Annotated in this window: 23 protein-coding genes; 16 read left to right on the forward strand and 7 right to left on the reverse strand. The window is 54.9% G+C overall.

Annotated elements, in window-relative coordinates:
• Positions 1 to 14: 14 nt before the first annotated feature.
• The 3 genes from ACOSDM_RS02370 to ACOSDM_RS02380 all read left to right on the forward strand — a co-directional run bounded on the left by ACOSDM_RS02370 (position 15) and on the right by ACOSDM_RS02380 (position 2,208).
• A complete protein-coding gene (locus ACOSDM_RS02370) occupies positions 15 to 806 on the forward strand; it encodes a glycosyltransferase family 2 protein (protein ID WP_420722874.1) in 792 nt (263 codons plus the stop codon).
• A gap of 100 nt (positions 807 to 906) precedes the next feature.
• Positions 907 to 1,293 (forward strand): hypothetical protein, encoded by a 387-nt coding sequence (locus ACOSDM_RS02375; protein ID WP_420722875.1) that lies wholly within the window; start codon positions 907 to 909, stop codon positions 1,291 to 1,293.
• A gap of 177 nt (positions 1,294 to 1,470) precedes the next feature.
• Complete coding sequence (locus ACOSDM_RS02380) at positions 1,471 to 2,208, forward strand: Crp/Fnr family transcriptional regulator (protein ID WP_420722876.1); 738 nt, start codon at positions 1,471 to 1,473, stop codon at positions 2,206 to 2,208.
• Between the two features lies 1 nt (position 2,209).
• Here the strand turns inward: ACOSDM_RS02380 and ACOSDM_RS02385 are convergent, their stop codons facing one another.
• Positions 2,210 to 2,719, reverse strand: a complete 510-nt coding sequence (locus tag ACOSDM_RS02385; RefSeq protein ID WP_420722877.1) for a hemerythrin domain-containing protein — start codon at positions 2,717 to 2,719, stop codon at positions 2,210 to 2,212.
• Positions 2,720 to 2,940: 221 nt separating this feature from the next.
• On the opposite strand from ACOSDM_RS02385, the gene ccoN reads away from it, so the two are divergent.
• From ccoN to ACOSDM_RS02430, 9 genes are all read left to right on the forward strand, one after another.
• The gene (gene ccoN, locus ACOSDM_RS02390) at positions 2,941 to 4,575 is read left to right on the forward strand and encodes a cytochrome-c oxidase, cbb3-type subunit I (protein WP_420722878.1); all 1,635 of its coding nucleotides are present in this window, start codon (positions 2,941 to 2,943) and stop codon (positions 4,573 to 4,575) included.
• Between the two features lie 12 nt (positions 4,576 to 4,587).
• Entirely contained in the window at positions 4,588 to 5,319 is a 732-nt protein-coding gene (ccoO, locus tag ACOSDM_RS02395) for a cytochrome-c oxidase, cbb3-type subunit II (protein WP_420722879.1), read from the forward strand.
• 11 nt (positions 5,320 to 5,330) lie between these two features.
• Complete coding sequence (locus tag ACOSDM_RS02400; protein WP_420722880.1) at positions 5,331 to 5,480, forward strand: cbb3-type cytochrome oxidase subunit 3; 150 nt, start codon at positions 5,331 to 5,333, stop codon at positions 5,478 to 5,480.
• Between the two features lie 3 nt (positions 5,481 to 5,483).
• Positions 5,484 to 6,359, forward strand: coding sequence for a cytochrome-c oxidase, cbb3-type subunit III (gene ccoP, locus ACOSDM_RS02405; protein WP_420722881.1), 876 nt, complete (start codon positions 5,484 to 5,486; stop codon positions 6,357 to 6,359).
• Between the two features lie 10 nt (positions 6,360 to 6,369).
• Entirely contained in the window at positions 6,370 to 7,923 is a 1,554-nt protein-coding gene (gene ccoG / locus ACOSDM_RS02410) for a cytochrome c oxidase accessory protein CcoG (protein ID WP_420722882.1), read from the forward strand.
• 1 nt (position 7,924) lies between these two features.
• On the forward strand, positions 7,925 to 8,431 hold the full coding sequence (locus ACOSDM_RS02415; RefSeq protein ID WP_420722883.1) for a FixH family protein: 507 nt from the start codon (positions 7,925 to 7,927) through the stop codon (positions 8,429 to 8,431).
• Between the two features lie 80 nt (positions 8,432 to 8,511).
• Positions 8,512 to 10,740 (forward strand): heavy metal translocating P-type ATPase, encoded by a 2,229-nt coding sequence (locus tag ACOSDM_RS02420; RefSeq protein WP_420722884.1) that lies wholly within the window; start codon positions 8,512 to 8,514, stop codon positions 10,738 to 10,740.
• Positions 10,737 to 10,898: a cbb3-type cytochrome oxidase assembly protein CcoS gene (gene ccoS, locus ACOSDM_RS02425; RefSeq protein WP_420722885.1), complete on the forward strand. Its 162-nt coding sequence runs from the start codon at positions 10,737 to 10,739 to the stop codon at positions 10,896 to 10,898. The genes ACOSDM_RS02420 and ccoS overlap by 4 nt, the downstream gene beginning before the upstream one ends.
• Before the next feature lie 68 nt (positions 10,899 to 10,966).
• Positions 10,967 to 11,635, forward strand: coding sequence for a TetR/AcrR family transcriptional regulator (locus ACOSDM_RS02430; protein WP_420722886.1), 669 nt, complete (start codon positions 10,967 to 10,969; stop codon positions 11,633 to 11,635).
• Here the strand turns inward: ACOSDM_RS02430 and ACOSDM_RS02435 are convergent.
• Positions 11,619 to 12,419 (reverse strand): phytanoyl-CoA dioxygenase family protein, encoded by an 801-nt coding sequence (locus tag ACOSDM_RS02435; protein WP_420722887.1) that lies wholly within the window; start codon positions 12,417 to 12,419, stop codon positions 11,619 to 11,621. The genes ACOSDM_RS02430 and ACOSDM_RS02435 overlap by 17 nt on opposite strands.
• 295 nt (positions 12,420 to 12,714) lie before the next feature.
• On the opposite strand from ACOSDM_RS02435, the gene ACOSDM_RS02440 reads away from it, so the two are divergent.
• The 4 genes from ACOSDM_RS02440 (at position 12,715) to ACOSDM_RS02455 (ending at position 18,232) form a co-directional block, all read left to right on the forward strand.
• Positions 12,715 to 14,484 carry a cobalamin-dependent protein gene (locus ACOSDM_RS02440; RefSeq protein WP_420722888.1) on the forward strand — a complete coding sequence of 590 codons (1,770 nt, stop codon included), beginning with the start codon at positions 12,715 to 12,717 and terminating at the stop codon, positions 14,482 to 14,484.
• Positions 14,484 to 15,248, forward strand: a complete 765-nt coding sequence (locus ACOSDM_RS02445; RefSeq protein WP_420722889.1) for a pyrroline-5-carboxylate reductase dimerization domain-containing protein — start codon at positions 14,484 to 14,486, stop codon at positions 15,246 to 15,248. The genes ACOSDM_RS02440 and ACOSDM_RS02445 overlap by 1 nt, the downstream gene beginning before the upstream one ends.
• Before the next feature lie 21 nt (positions 15,249 to 15,269).
• On the forward strand, positions 15,270 to 15,998 hold the full coding sequence (gene pxpA, locus ACOSDM_RS02450; protein WP_420722890.1) for a 5-oxoprolinase subunit PxpA: 729 nt from the start codon (positions 15,270 to 15,272) through the stop codon (positions 15,996 to 15,998).
• Positions 15,999 to 16,204: 206 nt separating this feature from the next.
• Entirely contained in the window at positions 16,205 to 18,232 is a 2,028-nt protein-coding gene (locus ACOSDM_RS02455) for a DEAD/DEAH box helicase (RefSeq protein WP_420722891.1), read from the forward strand.
• Positions 18,233 to 18,247: 15 nt separating this feature from the next.
• On the opposite strand, the gene bktB is transcribed toward ACOSDM_RS02455, so the two are convergent.
• From bktB to ACOSDM_RS02480, 5 genes are read right to left on the reverse strand one after another with little or no spacing between them, the layout of a single operon-like run.
• Positions 18,248 to 19,432, reverse strand: a complete 1,185-nt coding sequence (gene bktB, locus ACOSDM_RS02460; protein ID WP_420722892.1) for a beta-ketothiolase BktB — start codon at positions 19,430 to 19,432, stop codon at positions 18,248 to 18,250.
• A 29-nt stretch (positions 19,433 to 19,461) separates the two neighbouring features.
• On the reverse strand, positions 19,462 to 20,232 hold the full coding sequence (locus ACOSDM_RS02465) for an enoyl-CoA hydratase/isomerase family protein (protein ID WP_420722893.1): 771 nt from the start codon (positions 20,230 to 20,232) through the stop codon (positions 19,462 to 19,464).
• Positions 20,229 to 20,840, reverse strand: coding sequence for a 2-hydroxychromene-2-carboxylate isomerase (locus ACOSDM_RS02470; RefSeq protein ID WP_420722894.1), 612 nt, complete (start codon positions 20,838 to 20,840; stop codon positions 20,229 to 20,231). Before ACOSDM_RS02470 ends, ACOSDM_RS02465 begins: the two co-directional genes overlap by 4 nt.
• 10 nt (positions 20,841 to 20,850) lie before the next feature.
• Complete coding sequence (locus tag ACOSDM_RS02475) at positions 20,851 to 22,458, reverse strand: acyl-CoA carboxylase subunit beta (protein WP_420723126.1); 1,608 nt, start codon at positions 22,456 to 22,458, stop codon at positions 20,851 to 20,853.
• A complete protein-coding gene (locus tag ACOSDM_RS02480) occupies positions 22,451 to 22,945 on the reverse strand; it encodes an acetyl-CoA carboxylase biotin carboxyl carrier protein subunit (protein WP_420722895.1) in 495 nt (164 codons plus the stop codon). The genes ACOSDM_RS02475 and ACOSDM_RS02480 overlap by 8 nt, the downstream gene beginning before the upstream one ends.

Raw genomic sequence — 22,945 nt, forward strand, 5'->3', positions numbered from 1 at the left:
GGGGAGGGGTTTTAATGGGTTGCTCTAAGACCGTTGCCACGGAATTAGCCTTAGAATCAGCCTCGTGGGCACCCAACTCGGCCCTGGCGGTGATTATTCCAGCGTATAACGAAGCCACAACAATTGCGGCTGTTGCGACAGGCGCGCGGCGCATGACGCCGCATGTGATTGTCGTGGACGATGGATCCCAGGATGACACCGCCCTGATTGCGGAACAACTGGATGTTGTCGTGCTGCGTTTGTCAGAAAATCAAGGGAAGGCGGCGGCTTTGATCACTGGTTTTCACTATGCCATGACCCTGGGCGTCCGGGGCGTCGTAACCCTGGATGGTGACGGGCAACATCAATGGGGGGATATCGGCAAGATTTCAGAAGCAGGGTTCGTGGCTGGCAATCGGATTGTGATCGGATCGCGCCTGCATCAGCCCGAGAATTTCCCTAAATCGCGCCTACGGGCCAATCGCATCGCGAATTTCTGGATATCCTGGGCCGCAGGCCATCGGATATCGGATTCACAGAGCGGATTCCGGTACTATCCGATCACGCTGTTGCACATGATGGATTTTTCCAGGCTGCGCAGCAGCGGATTTGTGTTCGAAAGCGAATTGCTGATTGCCGCGGCGCATAAGGGTTTCCCCAGCATTTCAGTACCAATACCGGCGCTGTATGACGGTGAGGTGTTTCGCCCTAGCCACTTTAAGCCGGTGCGGGATATCACCCGGATAGTGGTGATGGTTGCCTGGGCATTGATTCGCCGTGGTATGAACCCGTATGGGCTGTATCGGTCCCTGAAGCCAGAGGTATGAGTGTTACGCTTGGGATAATGCCCCTTGTAAGACAGGGGCAATTATTTCAAGTTCACGCGCACTGATAAAATTCGCAAATTAAAAAAAACAGGAGGAAAGTATGCCTCGTACCATTATCCGATTTTTACTGGTTCTGGCATTCGCTGGCACCTTAGCAGCGTGCCGAACGGCCCCCGTTTACAATGTTGAAAATGATACCTTTACAACAACGGCCCCCTCTCTTGACGCCGCTGCTAAAATGATAAGCAGCGCAGGTTCCAGCCTGGGTTGGCAGATGCAGGAACAAGGCCCGGGGCATATTCTGGGCCGTTTGCCGATCCGGTCACATTTGGCCGTAATCGACATTAATTTCGATGTGGAACGCTACAGCATCCACTACAAGGACAGCACCAATCTGAAATATGACGGCACAACGATTCATACTAATTACAACGGTTGGATCGAGAATTTGCAGAACGCAATTACTGCCCGCAGCAGTGTTTATTAAGGATTGATTCTGAGCGACTTATCGCCGATCTGTTGGAGGCCTGAAATGCAAGGTCCCACCAGGTCGGCGTTGTTCCTTTGCCCTGAAGCGGGGTCGCTGATCACAAGGATTGTATAGCTGTGGCGGGTGTTTCATTATGCTTCGTGTTAGAGTTCATAGCACAAAAGCGGCGGTGTAATGGCAGATCAAGAACGCCTGGATATACATAATTCATCGGTGCCAGTGCTGTGTCAGGCCTGTGAGGCGCGCCATAAAGGTGTATGCGGCGCCATGACTCCTGATGAACTGACGCGGCTTAGTCGGCACACGACGATCAGGCAGCACCCGGCCAAAACTATTCTGGTGACAGAAGAAGAGCCGGTGAAAAGCTACGCAAATCTATTGAATGGAGTGGTAAAGCTCAGCAAAACCATGGCCGATGGTCGCCAGCAGATCGTCGGGCTGCAATTTGCCCCCGACTTCGTAGGTCGCCCGTTTCATGCTGAAAGCCAGGTATGTGCCGAAGCGGCATCGAATGTTACTTTGTGCTATTTCCCCAAAAATACCATCGAGGCCATGTTGAAGGAACAACCTGAGTTGGAGCGGCGGTTGCTGCGTCAGGCCCTGGGAGAACTGGACGAGGCGCGGGACCTGATGCTGACATTGGGCCGGAAATCTGCGGAAGAGAAGCTGGCCAGTTTCCTGTATCTGATCGCCCGACATATTGATCCGACCATTGACATACGCGCCGCCACCGAGGTGACGTTTGATCTGCCCCTGACACGCACAGATATTGCGGATTTTCTGGGGCTGACGATAGAGACTGTCAGCCGTCAATTGACCAAAATGCGTAAAGCAGACGTCATCCGGGTCGAAAACAATCGACATATAATCATACCGGATCTAAGTCGCTTGCGGGAAATATCTGGCAATTGACTTAAAGGTTGACCAGTTTTTGGGTCATGGGAATGTATAAGAAGTCGCGTTCAAATGCGATGTGGCGACGCATTTGTCCGAAAAATCCCCGAAGCATATAACCCGTAACTTCCGCATTCCTCTGATTGCCGCCCGTAATCAGACTGCGCATTTCCTCGCAAATTTCCTCTGCAAAGAACTGGTCCTCCCGGTGCTCTTCACAAAGCCGCGCGATGGCATCGTCCAGGGCGCGGCCGCCGTTCAGGATAAGGCGAGCGTCCCGAAAAAATCTGTTTTCTTCGAAGTGATGGGATGCCGTCATGGATGGCAGAAGATCCTGTGTGACGACCTGACATTCTGCGGTGTTCAGCGGAACCGGCAGGGTATCAGCAATGCATTCCAGGCGATCACACATCGATAACAGCAAATCGTGATAGACGCGCATGGCCGTCAGACAGGCAGACGGGGCGGACTCTTCCCCCTCTATTTGTGCCAGTTTCAATTGGATTACGGTTGAGTCTGTTAGCGACATCTTTCAGGTATCCCTGTCCCTGCATTCTCAGTCACTTGATACAGTGACCTTCTCTCTAAACAGCGACCAGAATGAACGCCAGAAAGTTCTTTTACGTTGATCCAGATCAAGGTCGCGCCATCTCCGGCGCTGCATAATCGAAATGTTGGATAGCCTCAGTTTATCGCGGCGGGGCTGGTCGGCATCGGTGTTGGCCTGATTACCGCAAAAGGGTGAGAGATATGAAATATACTGCAACCGTGATCGCATTAGCCGTTGCTGCGGTTTTAGCCTTGGTCGGGGCGGCGTTAGGGCGGGACGACTTATTCCGGGCGCATTCCGGTATCCTGTTTTTTGTCCTGACCGCTTCGGCGTTTTTCCTTCTGAACCGTGCGCCTCTGTCGGTTTCGACCGATGCGGGGGCAATACCGCTTCGGGGTGCAGAAGATGCACCGCCTAACTATATCGATGGGCCGATCCGCTATGGTGTCATCGCGACCCTGTTCTGGGGTATCGTTGGCTTTCTGGTCGGCATTGTCATCGCCGCTCAATTGGCCTGGCCGGACCTGAATTTTGAACCTTATCTGAATTTTGGGCGGTTGCGCCCCTTGCACACCTCCGCTGTCATTTTTGCCTTTGGTGGGAATGCCCTGATCTGCACCAGTTTCTGGGTGGTTCAGCGCACGTCGCGCCAAAAGCTGTTTGGCGGGGACCTCGCCTGGTTCGTGTTCTGGGGCTATCAGCTGTTCATCGTACTGGCCGCGACCGGTTATGTGATGGGGGTAACACAATCCAAAGAATATGCTGAGCCTGAATGGTATGTGGATCTGTGGCTGACTGTTGTCTGGGTCGCCTATCTGGTGGTCTTTCTGGGTACAATCATGACCCGGCGCGAATCTCATATCTATGTCGCCAACTGGTTCTATCTTTCGTTCATTGTCACTGTGGCGATGTTGCATATTGTCAACAATCTGGCGGTTCCGGTCTCTTTGATGGGATCGAAAAGCTATTCCGCCTTTGCCGGAGTGCAGGATGCGCTGACCCAATGGTGGTATGGTCACAATGCGGTCGGCTTTTTCCTGACAGCAGGCTTTCTGGGCATGATGTATTATTTCATGCCAAAACAGGCAGGTCGCCCGGTCTATTCCTATCGTTTGTCGATCGTGCACTTTTGGTCGCTGATCTTCCTGTATATCTGGGCCGGTCCGCACCATTTGCATTATACCGCGCTGCCGGATTGGGCGCAGACCCTGGGGATGGTGTTTTCAATCATGCTGTGGATGCCGTCCTGGGGCGGTATGATTAACGGCCTGATGACGCTGTCTGGTGCCTGGGACAAGGTGCGTACCGATCCGCTGATCCGGATGATGGTCATGGCGTTGGCTTTCTATGGCATGTCGACCTTTGAGGGGCCGATGATGTCGATCAAATCAATCAACTCTTTAAGCCACTATACGGATTGGACCATTGGTCACGTGCATTCAGGTGCTTTGGGGTGGGTCGGCATGATCTCCTTCGCGGCTGTGTACTTCCTGGTGCCCAGACTGTGGGGCCGCACACAGCTGTATTCCTTGCGCATGGTCAACTGGCACTTCTGGTTGGCGACGCTGGGCATCGTTGTTTACGCGTCTGTAATGTGGGTTTCGGGCATCACTCAGGGCCTGATGTGGCGGGAATATGATGAACAGGGCTTCCTGGTCTATTCCTTCGCAGAAACAGTCGCTGCGATGCATCCCTACTATGCGCTGCGGGTGCTGGGAGGGGGCCTGTATCTCCTGGGTGCCCTGATCATGGCCTACAATATCTATCAGACCATCCGTGGTCGGGTGCGGGACGAGCGTCCGCTCGTTTCCCTCGCGCCGCAGCCAGCGGAATAGGAGAAACCAGAGATGTCTATACTGGATAAACATACAAAACTGGAAACTAACGCTTCTCTGTTGCTTGTGTTCTCCTTTCTGGTGGTCACAGTGGGTGGGATCGTTGAAATTGCCCCATTGTTCTATCTCGACAATACGATCGAGAAAGTGGAGGGCGTGCGACCATACTCTCCCCTGGAACTGAAAGGACGCGACGTTTATGTCCGGGAAGGGTGCTATCTGTGCCATTCCCAGATGATCCGCCCTTTCCGGGACGAGGTGGAGCGTTACGGCAATTACTCACTGGCGGCGGAATCTATGTATGACCACCCGTTCCAGTGGGGTTCCAAACGAACCGGGCCGGATTTGGCCCGGGTTGGTGGGCGTTACTCCAATGATTGGCATGTTCAGCATTTGACCGATCCGCGCTCTGTCGTGCCGGAATCGGTGATGCCGAAATATGGCTTCCTGTTGGACAATGATCTGAAATCCGATCTGACAGCCGACAGCCTGAAAGCAAACCAGATGGTCGGCGTGCCTTATACCGAGGAGATGATCGAGAATGCCACGGCAGACCTGTATGCACAGGCGACTCCCGATGGCGACTGGGATGGCGTTCAGGCGCGATATCCCAAGGCTGTGGTCGGTGACTTCGACGGCAATCCAGACCGGGTTACGGAGATGGATGCGCTGATTGCCTATCTTCAAATGCTGGGCACGTTGGTCGATTTCTCGACATACCAGGCCGACCAGAACTACCGCTGAAGGAGGGGGCTATGGATTACAATGAGTTTCGACATTTCGCGGATAGCTGGGGCCTTGTGTACCTGTTTGTCCTGTTCGTTGGCATCCTGACCTACACATTCTGGCCAACCGGCAAGAAGAAGGCAGATGAGGCCGCAAACATTCCCTTGAAGGACGATTAAGCGATGGGCGATGACAAGAAAAATATTGACGAGATCAGTGGCGTTGAAACCACAGGTCATGTTTGGGACGGCATACAGGAATTGAACAATCCGTTGCCACGCTGGTGGTTATGGACCTTCTATGGCTGTATCGTTTTTGCAATTGGCTATGCGATTTATTATCCCTCGATTCCTCTGGTCAATGAGGCCACGAAGGGTATCAGTGGATATTCCAGTCGTGCAGAAGTGGCGGCGGAATTGCAGGCGGCAACTGACGCCAACAGCCAGCTTGTTGCACAATTAGCATCCATTGATGTCACGGAAATTGCGAATAACGAGGAGCTTGAGCGTTTCGCGATTGCGGGTGGCGCATCGGCTTTCAAGGTCTATTGCTCGCAATGTCATGGGTCGGGCGCACAGGGATTTGTCGGCTATCCCAACCTGAATGATGATGCCTGGCTATGGGGAGGATCGGTCGATCAGATCTATACCACCATCGCCCATGGTGTTCGTTATGATCAGGACGAGGACACGCGCCTGTCTGAAATGCCCGCCTTTGGTCGTGATGGAATTCTGTCGGCGGCGGAGATCCGGGATCTGGCGAATTATGTTCGATCCTTGTCCGGCCAGGACCATGATGCGGCCTCTGCGGAGGCGGCGGTAACGCTTTTTGCGGATAACTGTGCGGCCTGTCATGGAGAAGCCGGAGAGGGAAACCAGGATTTGGGGGCGCCCAACCTGTCCGATGCGGTCTGGCTGTATGGCTCTGATACCGATGCCATCGCATCGCAAATCCAACAGCCTAAGCATGGCGTTATGCCTGCCTGGATGGAACGTTTGGGCGATGTGACAGTCAAGAAGCTCAGCGTCTATGTTCATTCCCTGGGTGGGGGTGAATGATTTTATGAGTATGTCTGGTGAACCACTTGCGCCTATTCATGATGTCGAACCGGTAAATCGGCGCGACAAGCAACAGCCGCTTTACACCGCCCGCAAGAAAATTCATCCCAAGCGGGCGGAAGGCACCTTCCGGCGGTTTAAGTGGTTCGTCATGGCGATCACGTTGGGAATTTACTATGTAACCCCCTGGCTGCGTTGGGATCGGGGGGATTATGCGCCGGATCAGGCGGTTTTGATCGATCTGGCGAACCGCCGTTTTTACTTCTTCTTCATTGAGATTTGGCCGCAGGAATTTTACTACGTCGCCGGCATGTTGGTGATGGCAGGGATCGGGTTGTTCCTGGTGACATCGTCGGTCGGGCGCGCCTGGTGCGGCTATACCTGTCCCCAGACCGTCTGGGTTGATCTGTTTCTGGTTGTCGAACGCGCTGTTGAGGGTGATCGCAACAAGCGCATCAAATTGGATAAAGAACCCTTATCCGCTTCAAAGCTTCTGAAACGGGCAACAAAGCATTCTATCTGGCTTTTGATCGCGGTTTCGACCGGGGGTGCCTGGATTTTCTATTTCGCCGATGCACCGACCCTGGCAATGGAGTTCCTTGCTGGGGAAGCCCCGCAAGTCGCCTATATGACAGTCGGTATTCTGACCGCCACGACCTATGTTTTAGGTGGCCTGATGCGGGAACAGGTCTGCACTTATATGTGCCCCTGGCCGCGCATTCAGGGGGCAATGCTGGATGAACATTCCTTAACCGTCACCTATAACAATTGGCGCGGTGAACCCCGGTCACGCCACCAAAAACGGTCGGCGGAGGAAGGGAAATCAATTGGCGATTGCGTTGATTGCAATGCCTGTGTCGCCGTCTGTCCGATGGGGATCGACATTCGCGATGGGCAGCAGTTGGAATGCATCACCTGTGCCTTGTGTATCGATGCCTGTAACTCTGTCATGGATAAGGTCGGTCGGGAACGGGGCCTGATATCCTATGCAACGCTGGCGGATTACAATCACAATATGCGCATGGCGATGCCCGATGGTCACAATGCCATTCAGCCGGAACGCGTTCGCAAGGCGGATGGGCGTTTGTCGGATTCTGTGAAGCACACAAATATCCGCTCTATCCTGCGCCCCAGGACAATCGCTTATTTCGTCGTCTGGGCCATGATCGGTTTGGCGATGTCGTATCATGTTGCCAATCGGGGCCGGTTGGAAATGAACGTTCTGCATGATCGCAACCCGTTATTCGTGACTTTGGCCAATGGGGATATCCGAAACGGCTATACCCTGAAAATTCTGAACATGATGCCGGAACCCCGCACTGTGCGGGTTACCCTGTCAGGATTGCCAGGTGCCGAAATGTCCCTTCCTGGCACATCGGGTCATACGGTGGATGTGTTTTATATCGATGTTGAACCAGACACATTGAAAAGCCAGCGGGTCTATATACGGGTGAAACCGGAACTACTGACGGACCCTGTAATTGGTTTTGAATTCATCGCACAGGATATCTTCGGGTCTGAACGGGCCGAATATGAAGCACGCTTCGAAGCAGGAGACCGATAAAATGACGACACTGACCCTGAAATCGCGACACTTTACGGGTTGGCATATGCTGGGGGTGCTGGTGGTGTTCTTCGGTGTCACCATTATTGTGAATCTGACCCTGGCTTATTTTGCCAGTAACAGTTGGACCGGGTTGGTGGTTAAAAATTCCTATGTCGCCAGCCAGCATTTCAATGAGCATCTGGCCAACGAGAGAAAGCAAGCCAGCCTGGGGTGGTCAGATGAGTTCACCTATAAAAACGGTATTCTGACCCTGCGATTGACCGACGCCGCTGGCACGCCGGTAAAAGGTGAAACAGTGCATGTTGTTTTGCGTCGTCCGGTGGCGGAACAACAGGATCATGAGGTCCGTCTTGTGACCACGCCTGACGGTCAATTCACCCTAAGGCATGAATTGGCTATGGGGGTTTGGGCCGCGGATGTGCGGGTCGAAATCCCGGGTCAGGCCGATTGGATGAAACGCTATCGCTTCACCGTCAAGAATACGGATGTCGGAGCATCGCAGTAATGAGTTGTTGTGTCCCTACGCAGATATCCCAACAAAACCCATCGGGCAGGTCCGACGGCTACCCGTCCCGGGATGAGGTCTTGTTTGCCAGCACCAATGTCGGGGATGGCTTGCTGGAAACCCATATTTTCGTCCCTGACATGCATTGTGGCGGTTGTCTGGCGGCCATTGAAAAGGCAATGGGGGCGCTGCCCTGTGTCAAACATGCTAGGGTCAATCTGTCGGCCAAACGGGTCGTTGTCCATTGGACGCGGCAGGACGCGGATCCTGATGCGGTTTTCGATGCGCTGGCAGGGCTGGGATACCAGGCGCATTTGGATGACGGATCAACGGCGCGCAAGGATAATACGCTCAGTCGGTTGTTGCTGTCCCTGGGCGTTGCTGGATTTGCTGCGGCCAATGTCATGTTGTTATCCGTCTCCATCTGGTCCGGGGCGGAAGGTCCGACCCGGGACATGTTTCACTGGATTTCGGCCCTGATCGCCATTCCAGCCGTTGGATATGCCGGTCAGCCCTTCTTTCGGCCAGCGCTGCGTGCACTAAAGGCCGGACATTTGACGATGGATGTTCCGATCTCTCTGGCCGTCATACTGGCACTGGGGATGAGTGTGTATGAGACTTCCAATCATGGCGAAAATGCCTATTTCGATGCGTCGATAACATTGCTGTTCTTCTTGTTGATCGGGCGTGTGCTGGACCATGTGATGCGTGAACGGGCGCGCGGTGCTGTTGCCAGTTTGGGGCGTATGGCACCCAGCGGCGCGACCGTGATCGCAGAGGATGGAAGCCGCGATTGGGTGCCATTGGATGCAGTGGTACCAGGTATGATCTTGTTTGTCGCCCCCGGTCAATACCTGCCGGTTGACGGTATCGTTGTCAGTGGGGACGGCGAGGTGGATTGTGCGATTGCGACCGGGGAAAGTGATCCAGTTGCCGCGAAACCAGGCAAAGCCTTTCCCGCCGGCGCCCTTGCGGTTGGGGCACCGGTTATCTTGCGGGCCACACGCCTTGCACGGCAATCCTTTCTGGCTGAAATGGTTTCTATGTTGGAAGCCGCGGAAAGCGCAAAGCCAAGGTTCCGGCGTATTTCCGACAGGGCTGCGGCGATTTATGCACCCACCGTGCATCTGGCCGCCTTGCTGACATTCATCGGCTGGGTCATTGCAACGGGTGACTGGCATCACGCTATCTTTACAGCCATTGCCGTGCTGATCATTACCTGCCCTTGCGCCTTGGGCCTTGCTGTGCCGATTGTGCAGGTCGTCGCCGCCGGTCGGTTGGCGCGACAGGGAATTTTGCTCAGCGACGGGGCAGCCCTGGAGAAAATGGCGCAGGTCGATAAGGTTCTGTTCGATAAGACCGGCACGTTGACAACGGGGAACCCGGCCCTTCGCCAGGCAGAGCGCCATAATCCTAAAGTACTGCGCCGTGCAGGATCTTTGGCAATGGTCAGTCGGCATCCTTACTCACGGGCATTGGTGGCCGCCTGCGAAGACCGGTCGCTGGTTGTGGAACAGGAACCGTGGGAAAGCGTGCGGGAAGAACCAGGCAAAGGCATAGAAGCGGAATGCGATGGCAGCCGCTATCGTCTGGGGAAGGCATCCTGGGCCTTGAAGGACAGAATGGACGACGGTCAGGACAGCGTTGTATTCAGCCGCGATGGATGCGCCCTGGATCTGTACTATTTCGATGAAACAATCCGGGACAGTGCGCTGGAAACCGTCGCTTGGCTGCGCGACCGGGGTTTCGCGCCAGAAGTGATGTCTGGTGACTCTGCTGCCAAGGTGGCGCTTATTGCCGACACTCTGGATATTTCTCAGGCTCAGGCGGGGATGAGCCCCGCCGACAAGATTGAGCGGATTCAAGCACTGCAATCACACGGGTATCATGTGTTGATGGTGGGTGATGGCATCAATGACGCACCGGCGCTGAATGCGGCCGACGCATCCATTGCGCCCTCTACGGCATCAGATGTCGGGCGGCGTGCATCTGGATTTGTCTTTCTGTCCAACAGCCTGGATGCGGTGCGAATGGCGATTACAATTTCGCGCCAGGCCCGCACATTGATTTATCAGAATTTTGGACTGGCGGTGGTGTACAATCTGATCGCGGTTCCGGTGGCTGTTGCCGGATTTGCCACGCCGTTGGTTGCCGCGATTGCGATGTCGGCCTCTTCCTGTCTGGTGATCGCCAATGCATTGCGCCTGAATCTGCCATCAGTGCGCGGTAAATCCCCCCGCGAAGTGTCTGTCGGACATCCTCACCCAGGGGCGCGTGTTTCCACTGAGATTGCGGGAGAGGTCGGTTGAGCATCCTTGTGATCCTGATACCTGCCGCTTTGGTGCTGGGCCTGATCGGCCTTCTGGCATTCCTTTGGTCCCTGAAATCCGGTCAATATACCGATCTGGATGGTGATGCATGGCGGGCCCTGAATGAAGAGCCGGATGAAGAAAGCACACGCCGTTAACGCCGCGCCACTCATGGTATCGGTGCGGTTGGTTCATCTTGAGTCACGTGATGATGGAGGACACAGGAATGGCACAGGTTAAGAAAGCAATCGTACGGGACGCCATTATGCGGGCCGCTTTTGATCTGTTCTCTCAAAAGGATTATGCTGCGACGTCGCTTGTGGATATTGCCCGTGAAGCGGGCGTTTCTCCCGCCAGCCTGTATGTTTATTTCCCCTCAAAGCTAAATCTGTTCTGGGCGGTTCTGCAGCCTTGGCTGGTTGCACAAATGGATAAGCTGGAAAGGGAAATCCAGAAAATTACAGATCCCAGAAGCAAGCTGGAACATATTCTATACGCATTATGGGGGAACATTCCCGCGGCCAACTTTAATCTTGCCGCGAATTTTGTGCATGGCGTCGCGATGTCTTCGCCGGGCGATGTCGAAAGCCAGAATGCGGCTTTATATCTGGAAGATCGACTGAATGATATGTTGCAGGATTGTATTCCCGCAGACCGCCGCGCCTTGTTGGGGCGCAATACAGAGTTTTCCCAATTTGTCATTTTGACGTTTGACGGCTTGATTGTAACCAATCGCCTTCGGCGTTCCCAAAAGCAATTGGATGATCTGGTCAGGATTGCCTGCATGATGGCGTTGGGGGCCCCTGAGGAGGCCGGGATATTGGTAAAGCGCCAGACATTTCCCGGTTATGACGCCAAGACCTGTAACGCCGTGGGAATCAGTGACCGATACTGAAGTTATTGTTTGCCTTATCGGTACCGCTGACCAGATACAGCGGACGAACGCCATATCCCTGGGCGGGATGCTTCTTACCGGTTTCTGCGCCCAGCGCATGATCATAAAAGCTGGTTGCAGGCATTAGGCGCACGATAAAGGCTGCGCGGCGCTTATCTGTGGTGTTGGGTTTCGATCCATGGATCATATACACATCATGAAATGAAACCTGCCCGGCGCGCAGCAATAATGGCTCTGCTGTGGCAACGTCATAGTGTTCAGGGTCACATGTCAGGTTGATGGTTTTGTTCTCCCCCTCAATCCAGGAATGACTATAGAGCTTGTGGGCCTTGTGAGAGCCGGGAATGAATTCCATCGGGCCATTTTCCGGGGTTACATCGTCCAGGGGAATCCAGACGGTCAAAACCTCAAGGGGTTTGATAGGATAGTATTCCCCGTCCTGATGCCATGGGGTTTCCTTGCCGCTGAATGCCGGCTTACCAAAGATTGTTGTACCCCACAGGATGATATCGTCACCGATCAACTGTTGCGCAATTTTGATCAATTCTGGATGGGTTGCAAATTCCAGCCACTTCTTGGATCCGACAACCCCCATAGATCCGCCATTGGTTTGGTGCGGGGCCATCATGATATCTGACTTTAGATGACTGTTGCGCTCCAAAAGTGTGGCATATTCTTGGCGCATGTCCGCGATCAGGGACTGGGGCAGTTCCCATTTCGGCACAATCCATCCCTTTTCCTGAAATTGTGCCAGTTCTTTGTCGGATAGGATGGATTGGCTCACGATGGGATCTCCGATTTTGCTGTCGGTTGGGATACTTAATATCTGAATGTTAGGCAGTCCGGCCCCGAATTGCCAAGGTTTCCGTCCCAATGATCTCTTGTTTTTACCCTCAAAGGAACAGGGGGGATGGGCACAAGTGCTGCGACGGTGGTTACAGATGACGCCTGGCGCGTCTCAATGTAATCAAGGGGGAGCGAAATTGGGGGAAGGTCATTTGCACTGTCAGAACCGGGCCCCTATTGTTGGCGTGTTTCAGGGCTGACCGCCAAAACAGCATGGGTGCATGGGGCGCACAATGACATCATTTCATCGCGATAAGATTTTACCAGAGACACGTCTGCCCTGTTTCAAAGACGTGGTGGCCGAAGGGCAGGCCCACGCCGCATCTGTCACAATCGGCGACTCTGCCTTTCTGAAAGAACAGGGTGTCGGGTGTGAAGCTGATTTCAAGCAACGCGAGGCAGGCCAGGGTCGGATCATGCAGCATGCCCAAATCGGCTATCGCAGCCTGCAGCGCAGCATTGAAGCGGCACGAACAATCCATCGCGATGTCGCGACCGCAGGATTCCGGGTGGATCGCTATGGAATATGCCTGGACTGGTCCATGGGCTATCCAAAGGATCAGCGCGCCGGGCGACCAAAGGGAACCGGATTGATCCTGAATGACAGCGATGATTTCGCACAGCTGGCCAATGCCGCACCGGTGGCGCCGCATTTTGGGGATTTCGTCATCGGCATGCCCTCAGCGCTGGAAAATACGGTGGCGGCCTTGCGCGCTGGATCGACCTCAATCGGTAATTTGGGCCAGTATTTCACCTTTGAATTGCCCGGCTGGCATGACGATGTGGCGACAACCCGTGCCACCGTTGCTGCAATCGCGCTGGCGGCGGCCCAGCCACAACCGGTGCTTATTCATTCCAATATCGATGATGGCTTTGCTGCGCGGTTCAGTGACTTGGCCTCTGCCCTGGGCGCGGTGATGCTGGAAATATATATCGTTGATGATTTGTTGGAGGGGCATGCCAGTCATTGCTATGGGCATACCTTTTCCGGCCCGCTGGCCCGGTTTGCCTTTCAGCGTGCGCTGGGTCGTGTTTCCCGATCACCAGGCACCATGGTCTATGGGAATACGACGGGTTTTGGGGAGAATGAGGCGGCCAATTACGCGGCCTTAGGTGCCTATCTGATGGTGGATATTCAGGCGCAATTGGCGGGCCCGACCGGTCATGCGATCAACCCGGTTCCGATTACAGAGGCAATGCGAATTCCCGATATAGAAGAAGTCGTCGCGGCACAAATTTTCTGTGGTCAAATGATCCGCCGGTCACAGGGGATGGAAAGCCTGATTGATGTGACGCAGGCGGATTTGCTGGCGGACCGGATGATTGAAGGGGCGGAGCGGTTTAAGGATGCTGTGCTGACCGGATTGGATCAGGCGGGCATCAATATTAAGGACCCGTTCGAGCTTTTTCTATCGCTGCGTCGCATCGGGGCCAAGCGGTTGGAACAGGCATTCGGGCCGGGCAGGGAAGATATCTCCGCACCAAACGGCCATGTTCCGATACAACCATCCCCCGTCCTGAAAGAGATTTCCGATCGGGCCGCACAAGCCTTGTCCGGCTTGTCTGATGCAGACCGGGCCTGTTTTGCAACATCGGGTCTGCGGGTGGTGACCGCCACCACCGATGTCCATGAATATGGCAAACGCCTTCTGGAGGAAGTCTTCTCGGAACTGGGCATAGAGACCATCGATGGAGAGGTCAGCACCGATCCGGATCAATTGGCAGAAGCTGCCCGGGGCAGCGACGCCATATTCCTGAGTACGTATAACGGTGTGGCACTCAGTTTTATGCGGTCTCTTAAGGCCGAACTCGCCGCAAGGGATTTGTATATCCCTGTTTTTGTGGGGGGAAAACTCAATGAAGTCCCGGCAGACTCCAACACCAATCTTCCGGTTGATGTCAGCGGTGAAATCGCAGCTGAGGGGGCGTTTGTCTGTCGGTCTATTGAGGACCTTTACGGCCCCCTGTCCGAACTGGCCGCAGCGATAAGAGGGAGAGAGTGATGATTCGCGTGGGTATAATCGGAGTTGGTTATTTGGGGGAATGTCTGGCGGAAGGATTGGCCGCCACCCAGACGCCAACAATCCTGTCGCCGCGCAATGCACAGCGGGTCGCTGGATTAGCGGAGCGTTTTGGCTGTGATGTCGCCGCCAGCAACCAGGAAGTTGTCGAAGGATCTGACCTGGTATTCCTGGCCACCCGCCCGGGGGATATTGCCACCAGCGCACAGGGATTGCCCTGGCGCGAGGGACAGCGTGTCGTTTCCATTGCAGCAGGTATCAGCCTGAAGTCTTTCCAACCCGCCGTCGCGCCGGCGATGGCGGTGCGCGCGATGCCCATCGCCGCCAGCCGAATTTGTCACAGCCCAACAGCCTTTTTCCCTGATGATCCAATGGTTGCCGATATCTTTAACCGCATTGGCACTGCGCATCCTTTTGACGATGAATCACAATTTGGGACGGCCAGTATCTTCGGGGCCTATTACGCCCTGTCCTATGCCTTTATTGGGGAGGCATCGGGTTGGGCGGAACGCCAGGGGTTGCAACCTGTTGCCGCCCGGCAGCTTGCCGCCCGAATGGTTCAGGCCGCCGCCGCTGTTATCATCGACAGCAGCGAACGCCCCCCGCGTGACCTGTTGGATGATCTGATGACACCGGGTGGCATCACCGAAGAAGGATTACGGGTACTGGAGGAAAAACAGGCAATTTCCAGTTGGTCCGACGCGCTGGACGCCAGCCTGAAACAGGCGCTTTCTATTGATCGGTAATCTTTTGGGGAGATCAAATTTATGTCTGTGGAAATCAATTGTGACATGGGGGAGAGTTTCGGCCTCTATAAAATGGGGGATGACGAAGGGGTTATGCCCTTCATCTCCCAAGCCAATGTTGCCTGTGGGTTTCATGGCTCTGATCCCAATCATATGCGCCGCACGGTGGACCTTGCGCAGCAGCATGGTGTGAAAGTTGGCGCGCATGTCTCTTTGCCGGATCTGGCGGGATTTGGGCGACGCGAAATGAAGATTGATCGCGAAGAGATGGCAAATATCATCCTGTATCAGATCGGCGCGCTGAAGGGCTTCCTGGATCAGGCAGGCATGCCCCTGTCCCATATAAAGCCCCATGGTGCCTTATACGGTATGGCCGCGCGGATGGAGCATATTGCCCACGCCGTTGCGGATGCTGCGGATGTTTATAAGGTGCCGGTGCTCGGTCTTGCCAATACACTGCATGAAACCGTCTATGGCGCGCGGGGGCTTGAATTCCAGGCCGAATTCTTTGCCGACCTGGACTATGATGATAACGGTCGGCTGTTGATCACGCGGGAACACCACGCGGTTGATCCTGCAGTCGCGGCTAAGCGCGTAGTCGATGCGGCGATCAGTGGAACAACGACCTCAGTCAATGGCGTTTCCTTGCAGGTTCGGGCGGAAACCGTCTGTATCCATTCTGATACGCCAAATGCCGTCGAAATCGCCAGGGCCGTTCAAGAGGCGGTGGCCGCGCTTAAGGCTGCGTGATCTGCGGCATATAACGCCACCCTGTTTTGCGACGTCAAAAGCCTGGTGCGATTCGCGGCGGATTGTTGTGGTGCTTTACGCCGGGCCTGACACGCCGTACAAGACCGCTGATCAGGGCAGTTCGGTCATGCCCTGGATTGCGCAGTTGCGCGCATCCTTAACGGTAATGCAGATGTTGGACCGACCAACACACTGAAAGAGATATAATGATAGGGTTCGAAAGCGTCGTTCCGATGCTGGCACAGGCGTTGACGAAGCGCGGTTATGAAACACTGACCCCGGTCCAGAACGCGGTGCTGGCCCCAGCTCTTGTGGGGGCCGATGCGCTGGTTTCAGCGCAAACCGGTTCGGGCAAGACAATCGCTTTCGGAATGGCGATGGCGGGTGACCTGCTGGAGGGCGCGGATCGTTTCGCGCGTGCATCGACGCCTTTAGCGCTGATCGTCGCGCCAACCCGTGAATTGGCACTACAGGTCAAACGTGAACTGCAATGGCTGTACGAAATGACTGGCGCGGCCTTCGCGTCCTGCGTTGGGGGAATGGATATGCGCGACGAGCGTCGCGCGCTGCAGAACGGTGCCCATATCGTCGTGGGCACGCCGGGTCGTCTGCGCGACCATATAGAACGCGGCTCCTTCAATCCATCCGGGCTGAAAGCTGTGGTCCTGGATGAGGCGGATGAAATGCTGGATCTGGGCTTTCGGGATGATCTGGAATTCATACTGGATTCGGCGTCAAAGGACAGACGCACTTTGATGTTTTCCGCGACCGTGCCGAAATCCATTGAGACATTGGCCAAGCGCTATCAGCGCGATGCTGTCCGGGTCAATGTTGTTTCGGAACAGAAACAGCATCTGGACATCGACTATCGCGCCCTGATGGTCGCGCCAAAGGATCAGGAAAACGCCATCATCAATGTGCTGCGCTTTTTTGATGCCAAGAATGCCCTGGTTTTTTGTGCTACCCGCGCGGCGGTCAATCATCTGACCAGCCGTTTCAATAATCGCGGCTTTGCCGTTGTCGCCCTGTCGGGGGAGCTGAGCCAGAATGAGCGATCCCATGCGTTGCAGGCAATGCGCGATGGCCGCGCCCGGGTCTGTGTCGCAACCGACGTTGCCGCCAGGGGGATTGATCTGCCCAATCTGGAACTGGTCATCCATGCTGACATTCCTAAGACCAGTGAGACCCTGTTGCATCGAAGCGGCCGCACCGGTCGGGCCGGGCGCAAGGGTGTTTGCGCGCTGATCGTGCCCCAGAATGCGCGCCGACGGGCAGAGCGGTTGTTGGACAATGCGTCGATCAAGGCCACCTGGGAAACACCGCCGACCGCGGATGATGTCATTGCGCGGGATCGCGAACGCTTGTTGTCTGACCCGTCCTTGACCGAAGTCTTGAGCGAAAGCGAAGCGCAATTCGCCCAGGAATTATTGGCCAGACACAGCCCGGAACAGATTGCCGGTGCTTTTATACGCCAGCAGCTTTCAACCATGGCCGCCCCTGAAGAATTGCAGGATGTCGCCCCCGTGCCAGAACAGAACCGAAAGCAACGGGATGACTTCAAAGATGGGGTTTGGTTTTCACTCTCAGTCGGGCGAGAACAATCGGCAGAGCCGCGCTGGCTGTTGCCGCTGTTATGCCGGGCGGGCAATCTGACCAAGGCAGATATTGGCCCGATCCGTATCCAACCCCGGATCACCTATGTAGAATTAGCCCCCCATTGCGTTGATCAGTTTCTGCGAGGCCTGGGTCCGAACGGGACATTGGAAAAGTCGATATCAGTGATCCGTCTGGAAGGCGCGCCACCGGTGCAAAATGCCCCGGGTCGTGGATTAGGCCGGGGATCAGATCGGGGATCATCCCGCCCGGCACGATCGCCGCGCAAACAATCCGGCGTATCGTCGTCCTCTGCGATGACATCCAGACCAACGCCCCCTGGCTCGACGTCCCCTGTCGCGGCGCCATCTGTCCCGCCTGCACAGGGTCATGTGAAGCCCCTGGGGGCGCCGCCGCGCCAGGAAAAGGCCCGGCACGCACCACCCAAGGACTCCCCCGACCACGCCCCGCAGGATCGCAAGTCGGAAAAATCCGATAACAAGCGCCCCTGGAGCAAAACGCCGAAAAAGCTGAAGGGCAAAATGTTCAAACCCAAACCCGCCAGAGCGATGGATAAAAAGCAGGAAAAATCCCATCCCGCTGCCGCACACAGCCCGTTGAAACGGAAACAGAAACCCTGATAGTTCGGAAACGCTCTAGGCCAGCGATTCAACTGCCATGGCGATGCCTTGACCACCGCCAATGCACATTGTTATCAGCCCCAGTTTTTTTCCAGTGCGGCGCAATTCGTACACTGTTTTGACGGTCAGAATAGCGCCTGTCGCCCCGACGGGATGACCCAGTGCAATGGCCCCGCCATTGGGGTTCAGCTTTTCAGGGTCGAATCCCAACTCATTGGCCACCGCACAGGCCTGTGCGGCAAAAGCCTCGTTGGATTCAATGACATCAAAATCCTCAATCTTTAGCCCGGTTCGCTCCAATAGGCGTCGGACGGCCGGCACCGGGCCAATGCCCATGCGTGTTGGATCAACACCGGCATGCGCATATCCAACAATACGCGCCAGGGGGGTGCGACCGGCTTTCTGGGCGGCTGTTTCCGACATCAGCACCAGGGCGGCGGCCCCGTCATTGATACCTGACGCATTGCCTGCCGTAACCGATCCATCCTTTTGAAAAACCGGACGCAGGCTTGCCATTCCGTCCAGCGTCGCATCCCGGCGGGGATGTTCATCCGTGTCGAAGGAGACGGTTTCGCGCCGTGATTTCACTTCAATCGGGATGATCTGGTCTTTGAAAAAGCCCTTGTCGATGGCGTTGATGGCCCGACGATGGCTTTCTACGGCTATCTTATCCTGGGTTTCACGGCTGATCCCCTTATCTTTTGCAACATTTTCTGCTGTCACCCCCATATGCGCCCCATCGAAAGGGTCGCTTAAAACGCCAATCAGCATGTCGGTGAAGGCAAGGTCGCCCATTTTATGGCCGGTTCGGATAGATCGTGTGGCATGGGGGGATCGGCTCATCGATTCCGCGCCCCCGACCAGCATTGTCGATGCATCGCCCAACATAATCGATTGGGCGCCGCTGATGATAGCCTGCAGTCCAGAGCCACACAGGCGGTTCAAGGTCAGGGCAGGGGTATCCAGTTTCACCCCGGCTGCGATGGAAACCGCGCGGGACAGATACATGTCGCGCGGTTCGGTATGGATGATGTTGCCAAAGACAGCTTGATCGATCTCTTCGGCATCTACGCCGCTGCGGTCAATCGCGGCCTTTGCCGCCGTTGCCCCCAGTTCGATGGGTGGGATGCTGCTCAGGCTGCCATCGAACGACCCGATTGCTGTGCGGGCGCCGCTTAAGATTACAACTGATTCTGCCATGATGGCCTCCATTTGGTTAGGGTCGTCGGTTATTGGCTTTTGCCACCTTTGACGAAGCGGGAAATGGCTGCAACCATTTCTGGGGAGCCACCAAGCTCGCCCTGATAATCTCGCTCCAGGTCCAACTGCGCAGCCAGGCCGGTTTCACAGGCGGTATTGACCAATTGTTTGGTTCTTTTGATGGCGTTTGGGGCCAGTCGGGCAATTCTGGTCGCGGCTTCCTGAACCTTTGCATCCAACATGTCAGCGTGATGTACCTGCCAGACAAGCCCCCATGTCAGGGCGTCTTGTGCTGATATCTTCTCGCCCATCAACATTGCGGCCATTGCGCGTGTGCGTCCTGCCGCTGCGGGGAAGAAGAATGTGTTGCCGCCATCGGGCACCAGGGCAATCTGTGAAAAGGGCTCCAGGAAATACGCATCCTGACTGGCGATGACGATGTCACAGGCCAGCGCGATGCCGACCGATACACCGGCGCAGGGACCATTGACCCGTGATATGATCAGCAATCGGCTGCGCCTCAGGGCCAAGATCAGTGGATTGAAATGATCCTCCAGTACCGTGTACAAATCACAGCCCGCATCCAAATCCACGGTGGAGAGGTCATAGCCTGTGCCAAAGGCCCGCCCATTTCCGGTCAGAATGACAACTTTGACCCCAGCGCTTTGTTCCAGGGAATGCAGCGCGTCGATCAATTCATCTGCGGTTTGATCACGCAGGGCATTCAGTTTCTCTGGTCGGTTTACGCAGATCGTGGCGATGGCGCCGTCAATCTCTACGGTTAGATCTTGATAGGTCATGGGTTCCCCGCTTGTTGTTGTGCCAGGCGCCACTTTAGTTGTGGCATCCGGTCTGCGCCAAAAAAATTCTCGCCCTTGAAAATGAAAAAGGGTACTCCCCAAACCTCTAGCTCGATGGCACGCTGATTTGCTCTGATCAGAGAATCTTTAGAGTTCTGCGCGGATAGCAAGGTCTGTGCTTCTTGCGCCTGGATGTTTAAATCCGCACATAATTCGATCAATACTGCAGCGTCACTGATATCAAGACCTGAAGCAAAATGGGCCTTAAACGCCATTACGGCAAAATCGGTTTCCAGACCAGGATGGGATTGTCGTATCCCATAGAATAACCGTGCAGCGATATGGGTTGATTTTCCAAAAGTCCGGGGAAAAGTGAAAGGCACGCCATAAAATGCAGCGGACCGTTCCATGTCTTTGCGGATATAGGCCGCCTTAGGGCCGTCTTCCATCGGTGGGGTCATCCCAAAATGCTTGCGCGCCGTCCACAGAAGAATGGGGTGCCAGACAAATGTGCAATCATGCGCCGCTCCCAACCCGATAACCTCGTTCAGGCAGCAATATGTATAGGGTGATCCAAAATCAAAATAGAAGTCGACCGTCTTTGCCATTGTGCATTCTTTAAAAACGGAATACGCCATAGCCCGGATCGGCCAATGGGGCATTTAATGCGCTGGTGATCGCCATACCAAGGGCGTTTCGCGTGTCGACCGGGTCGATAATGCCATCGTCCCAGATTTGTGACGTTGAATAATACGCAGATAATTGCTCCGAATAGGCGGCGCGGGTGGTTTTGCGTAATTCTTCGATCACCGCTTCATCAATTTCTTCCCCATTGCGGCGCATCTGGGCAATTTTGACATCTGCCAATGTGTTGGTTGCCTGTTCTCCCCCCATTACGCCAATCTGATGATTAGGCCAGGTGAACAGGAATCGCGCGTCAAAGGCCCGCCCGCACATGCCATAGTTTCCAGCGCCAAAAGACCCATTGCACATCACAGTGAATTTGGGCACATGGGAACAGGATTGCGCCATGATCATTTTTGCGCCGTCTTTCGTAATGCCCAATCGTTCATATTCTTTTCCGATCATATAACCGGTGATATTCTGCAGATAGACAAGCGGCGTGTTGTTCTGATTGCACAATTCCATGAAATGCGCCCCTTTCAGGGCGGAATCATTGAACAGAACACCGTTATTGCCCAGAATACCAACCTTCCAGCCCCAGATATTGGCGTAACCACAAATCAAAGTCGTGCCATAATCCGGTTGATATTCGTGGAACCTGCTGCCGTCGACGATGCGGGCGATCACCTCGCGTATGTCAAAGCCCTTCTTAATGTCATCGGGCAGAATGCCGTATAACTCAGTGGGATCATAATACGGTTCGACCGGCTCTTCCCGCTGACAGTCCCATTTCTTTGGATGTTCCCATTGCGCGACGATTTCCCGTCCAATGGCGATGGCTTCGTCTTCTGTTTCTGCGCGATAGTCGCAGGTGCCGCTTATTGAGGTGTGCATCGCAGCTCCCCCTAATTCCTCAACGCCAACTTCTTCACCCGTTGCGGCCTTGACCAGCGGGGGACCGCCCAGAAACACTGCGCCTGTGCCCTGAACAATGACATTATAGTCGGATAGGGCGGGAATATACGCCCCACCCGCCGTGCATTGACCAAAGACCAGAGACAATTGCTTGATCCCCAGCTTGGACAACTGGCACTGATTTCTAAAAATGCGACCCGCCATATGACGGTCGGGGAAGACTTCGGACTGCAGTGGCAGAAATCCACCGGCGGAGTCGCACAGATGAATGACAGGGATATGGTTTTCCAGGGCAATATCCAGACAGCGGATGATTTTCTTAACTGATAATGGATACCATGCCCCCCCCTTTACGGAGGAATCATCAGCATGAATAAGAACTTCCCGACCAGAAACGATCCCCAGGCCCGTAATGATGCTGGCACCGGGAGCCTCCCCGTCATAGTCCATATTTCCCGCGAGGCTGGACAATTCCAGAAAGGGGGTGCCGGGATCTAACAATCTCTCGACACGTTCTCTGGGCAGCATTTTTCCCTGACGGGCCAGACGGTTCAAATCCCGTTCCGGGCGCGTGTATCGTGCCGTATTCTGTTTCTCGCGAAAGGCCTCGACCAGTTTGGTATTATGGGCATACCGCGTGCGGAATTCGGGGCTGGAGGTATTGATCGCCGATTGAATCCTACGCATCATCTGTCTCCATCATGGCGATCACCTCATCTTTCTCGAACGTCTCTCCTACCGATTTAAGGATATTGGCCAGGATGCCATCGCGGGGAGCTACCAAATTTGTTTGCAACTTCATACTCTCAATCGTCAGAACTGTTTCGCCGCGCGCGACAATGGCGCCCGGTTTCTTTTCCAGGTTGATGACAACACCAGGCATGGGCGCGCGGATTGCATCTGTTCCTGCCGCTTCAGCTTTGGCGGCATCCCTGGGATCAATGAATTCCACAATCCAGTTTCGACCGTTTAGATGCAGGTGGACCGTATTGCCGTCGCGGGCCTGTTGATAGGAAATCGTCTCTCCATCAAGTTCAATGGTGCGGTCGGATCCTATGCCGTTGCGCTCTGTCAAGGCATGGTCGCGCCCGTCCACGTTAACAGTCAGGCCGGGGCGCAACTGTTTCAGGTTCAGCTCGTGGTCGGTTTCAAATAACTTCAGCTTTAATGTCAT

The sequence above is a fragment of the Hwanghaeella sp. LZ110 genome (assembly GCF_048892525.1).
Lineage (GTDB): Bacteria > Pseudomonadota > Alphaproteobacteria > UBA8366 > Aestuariispiraceae > Pacificispira.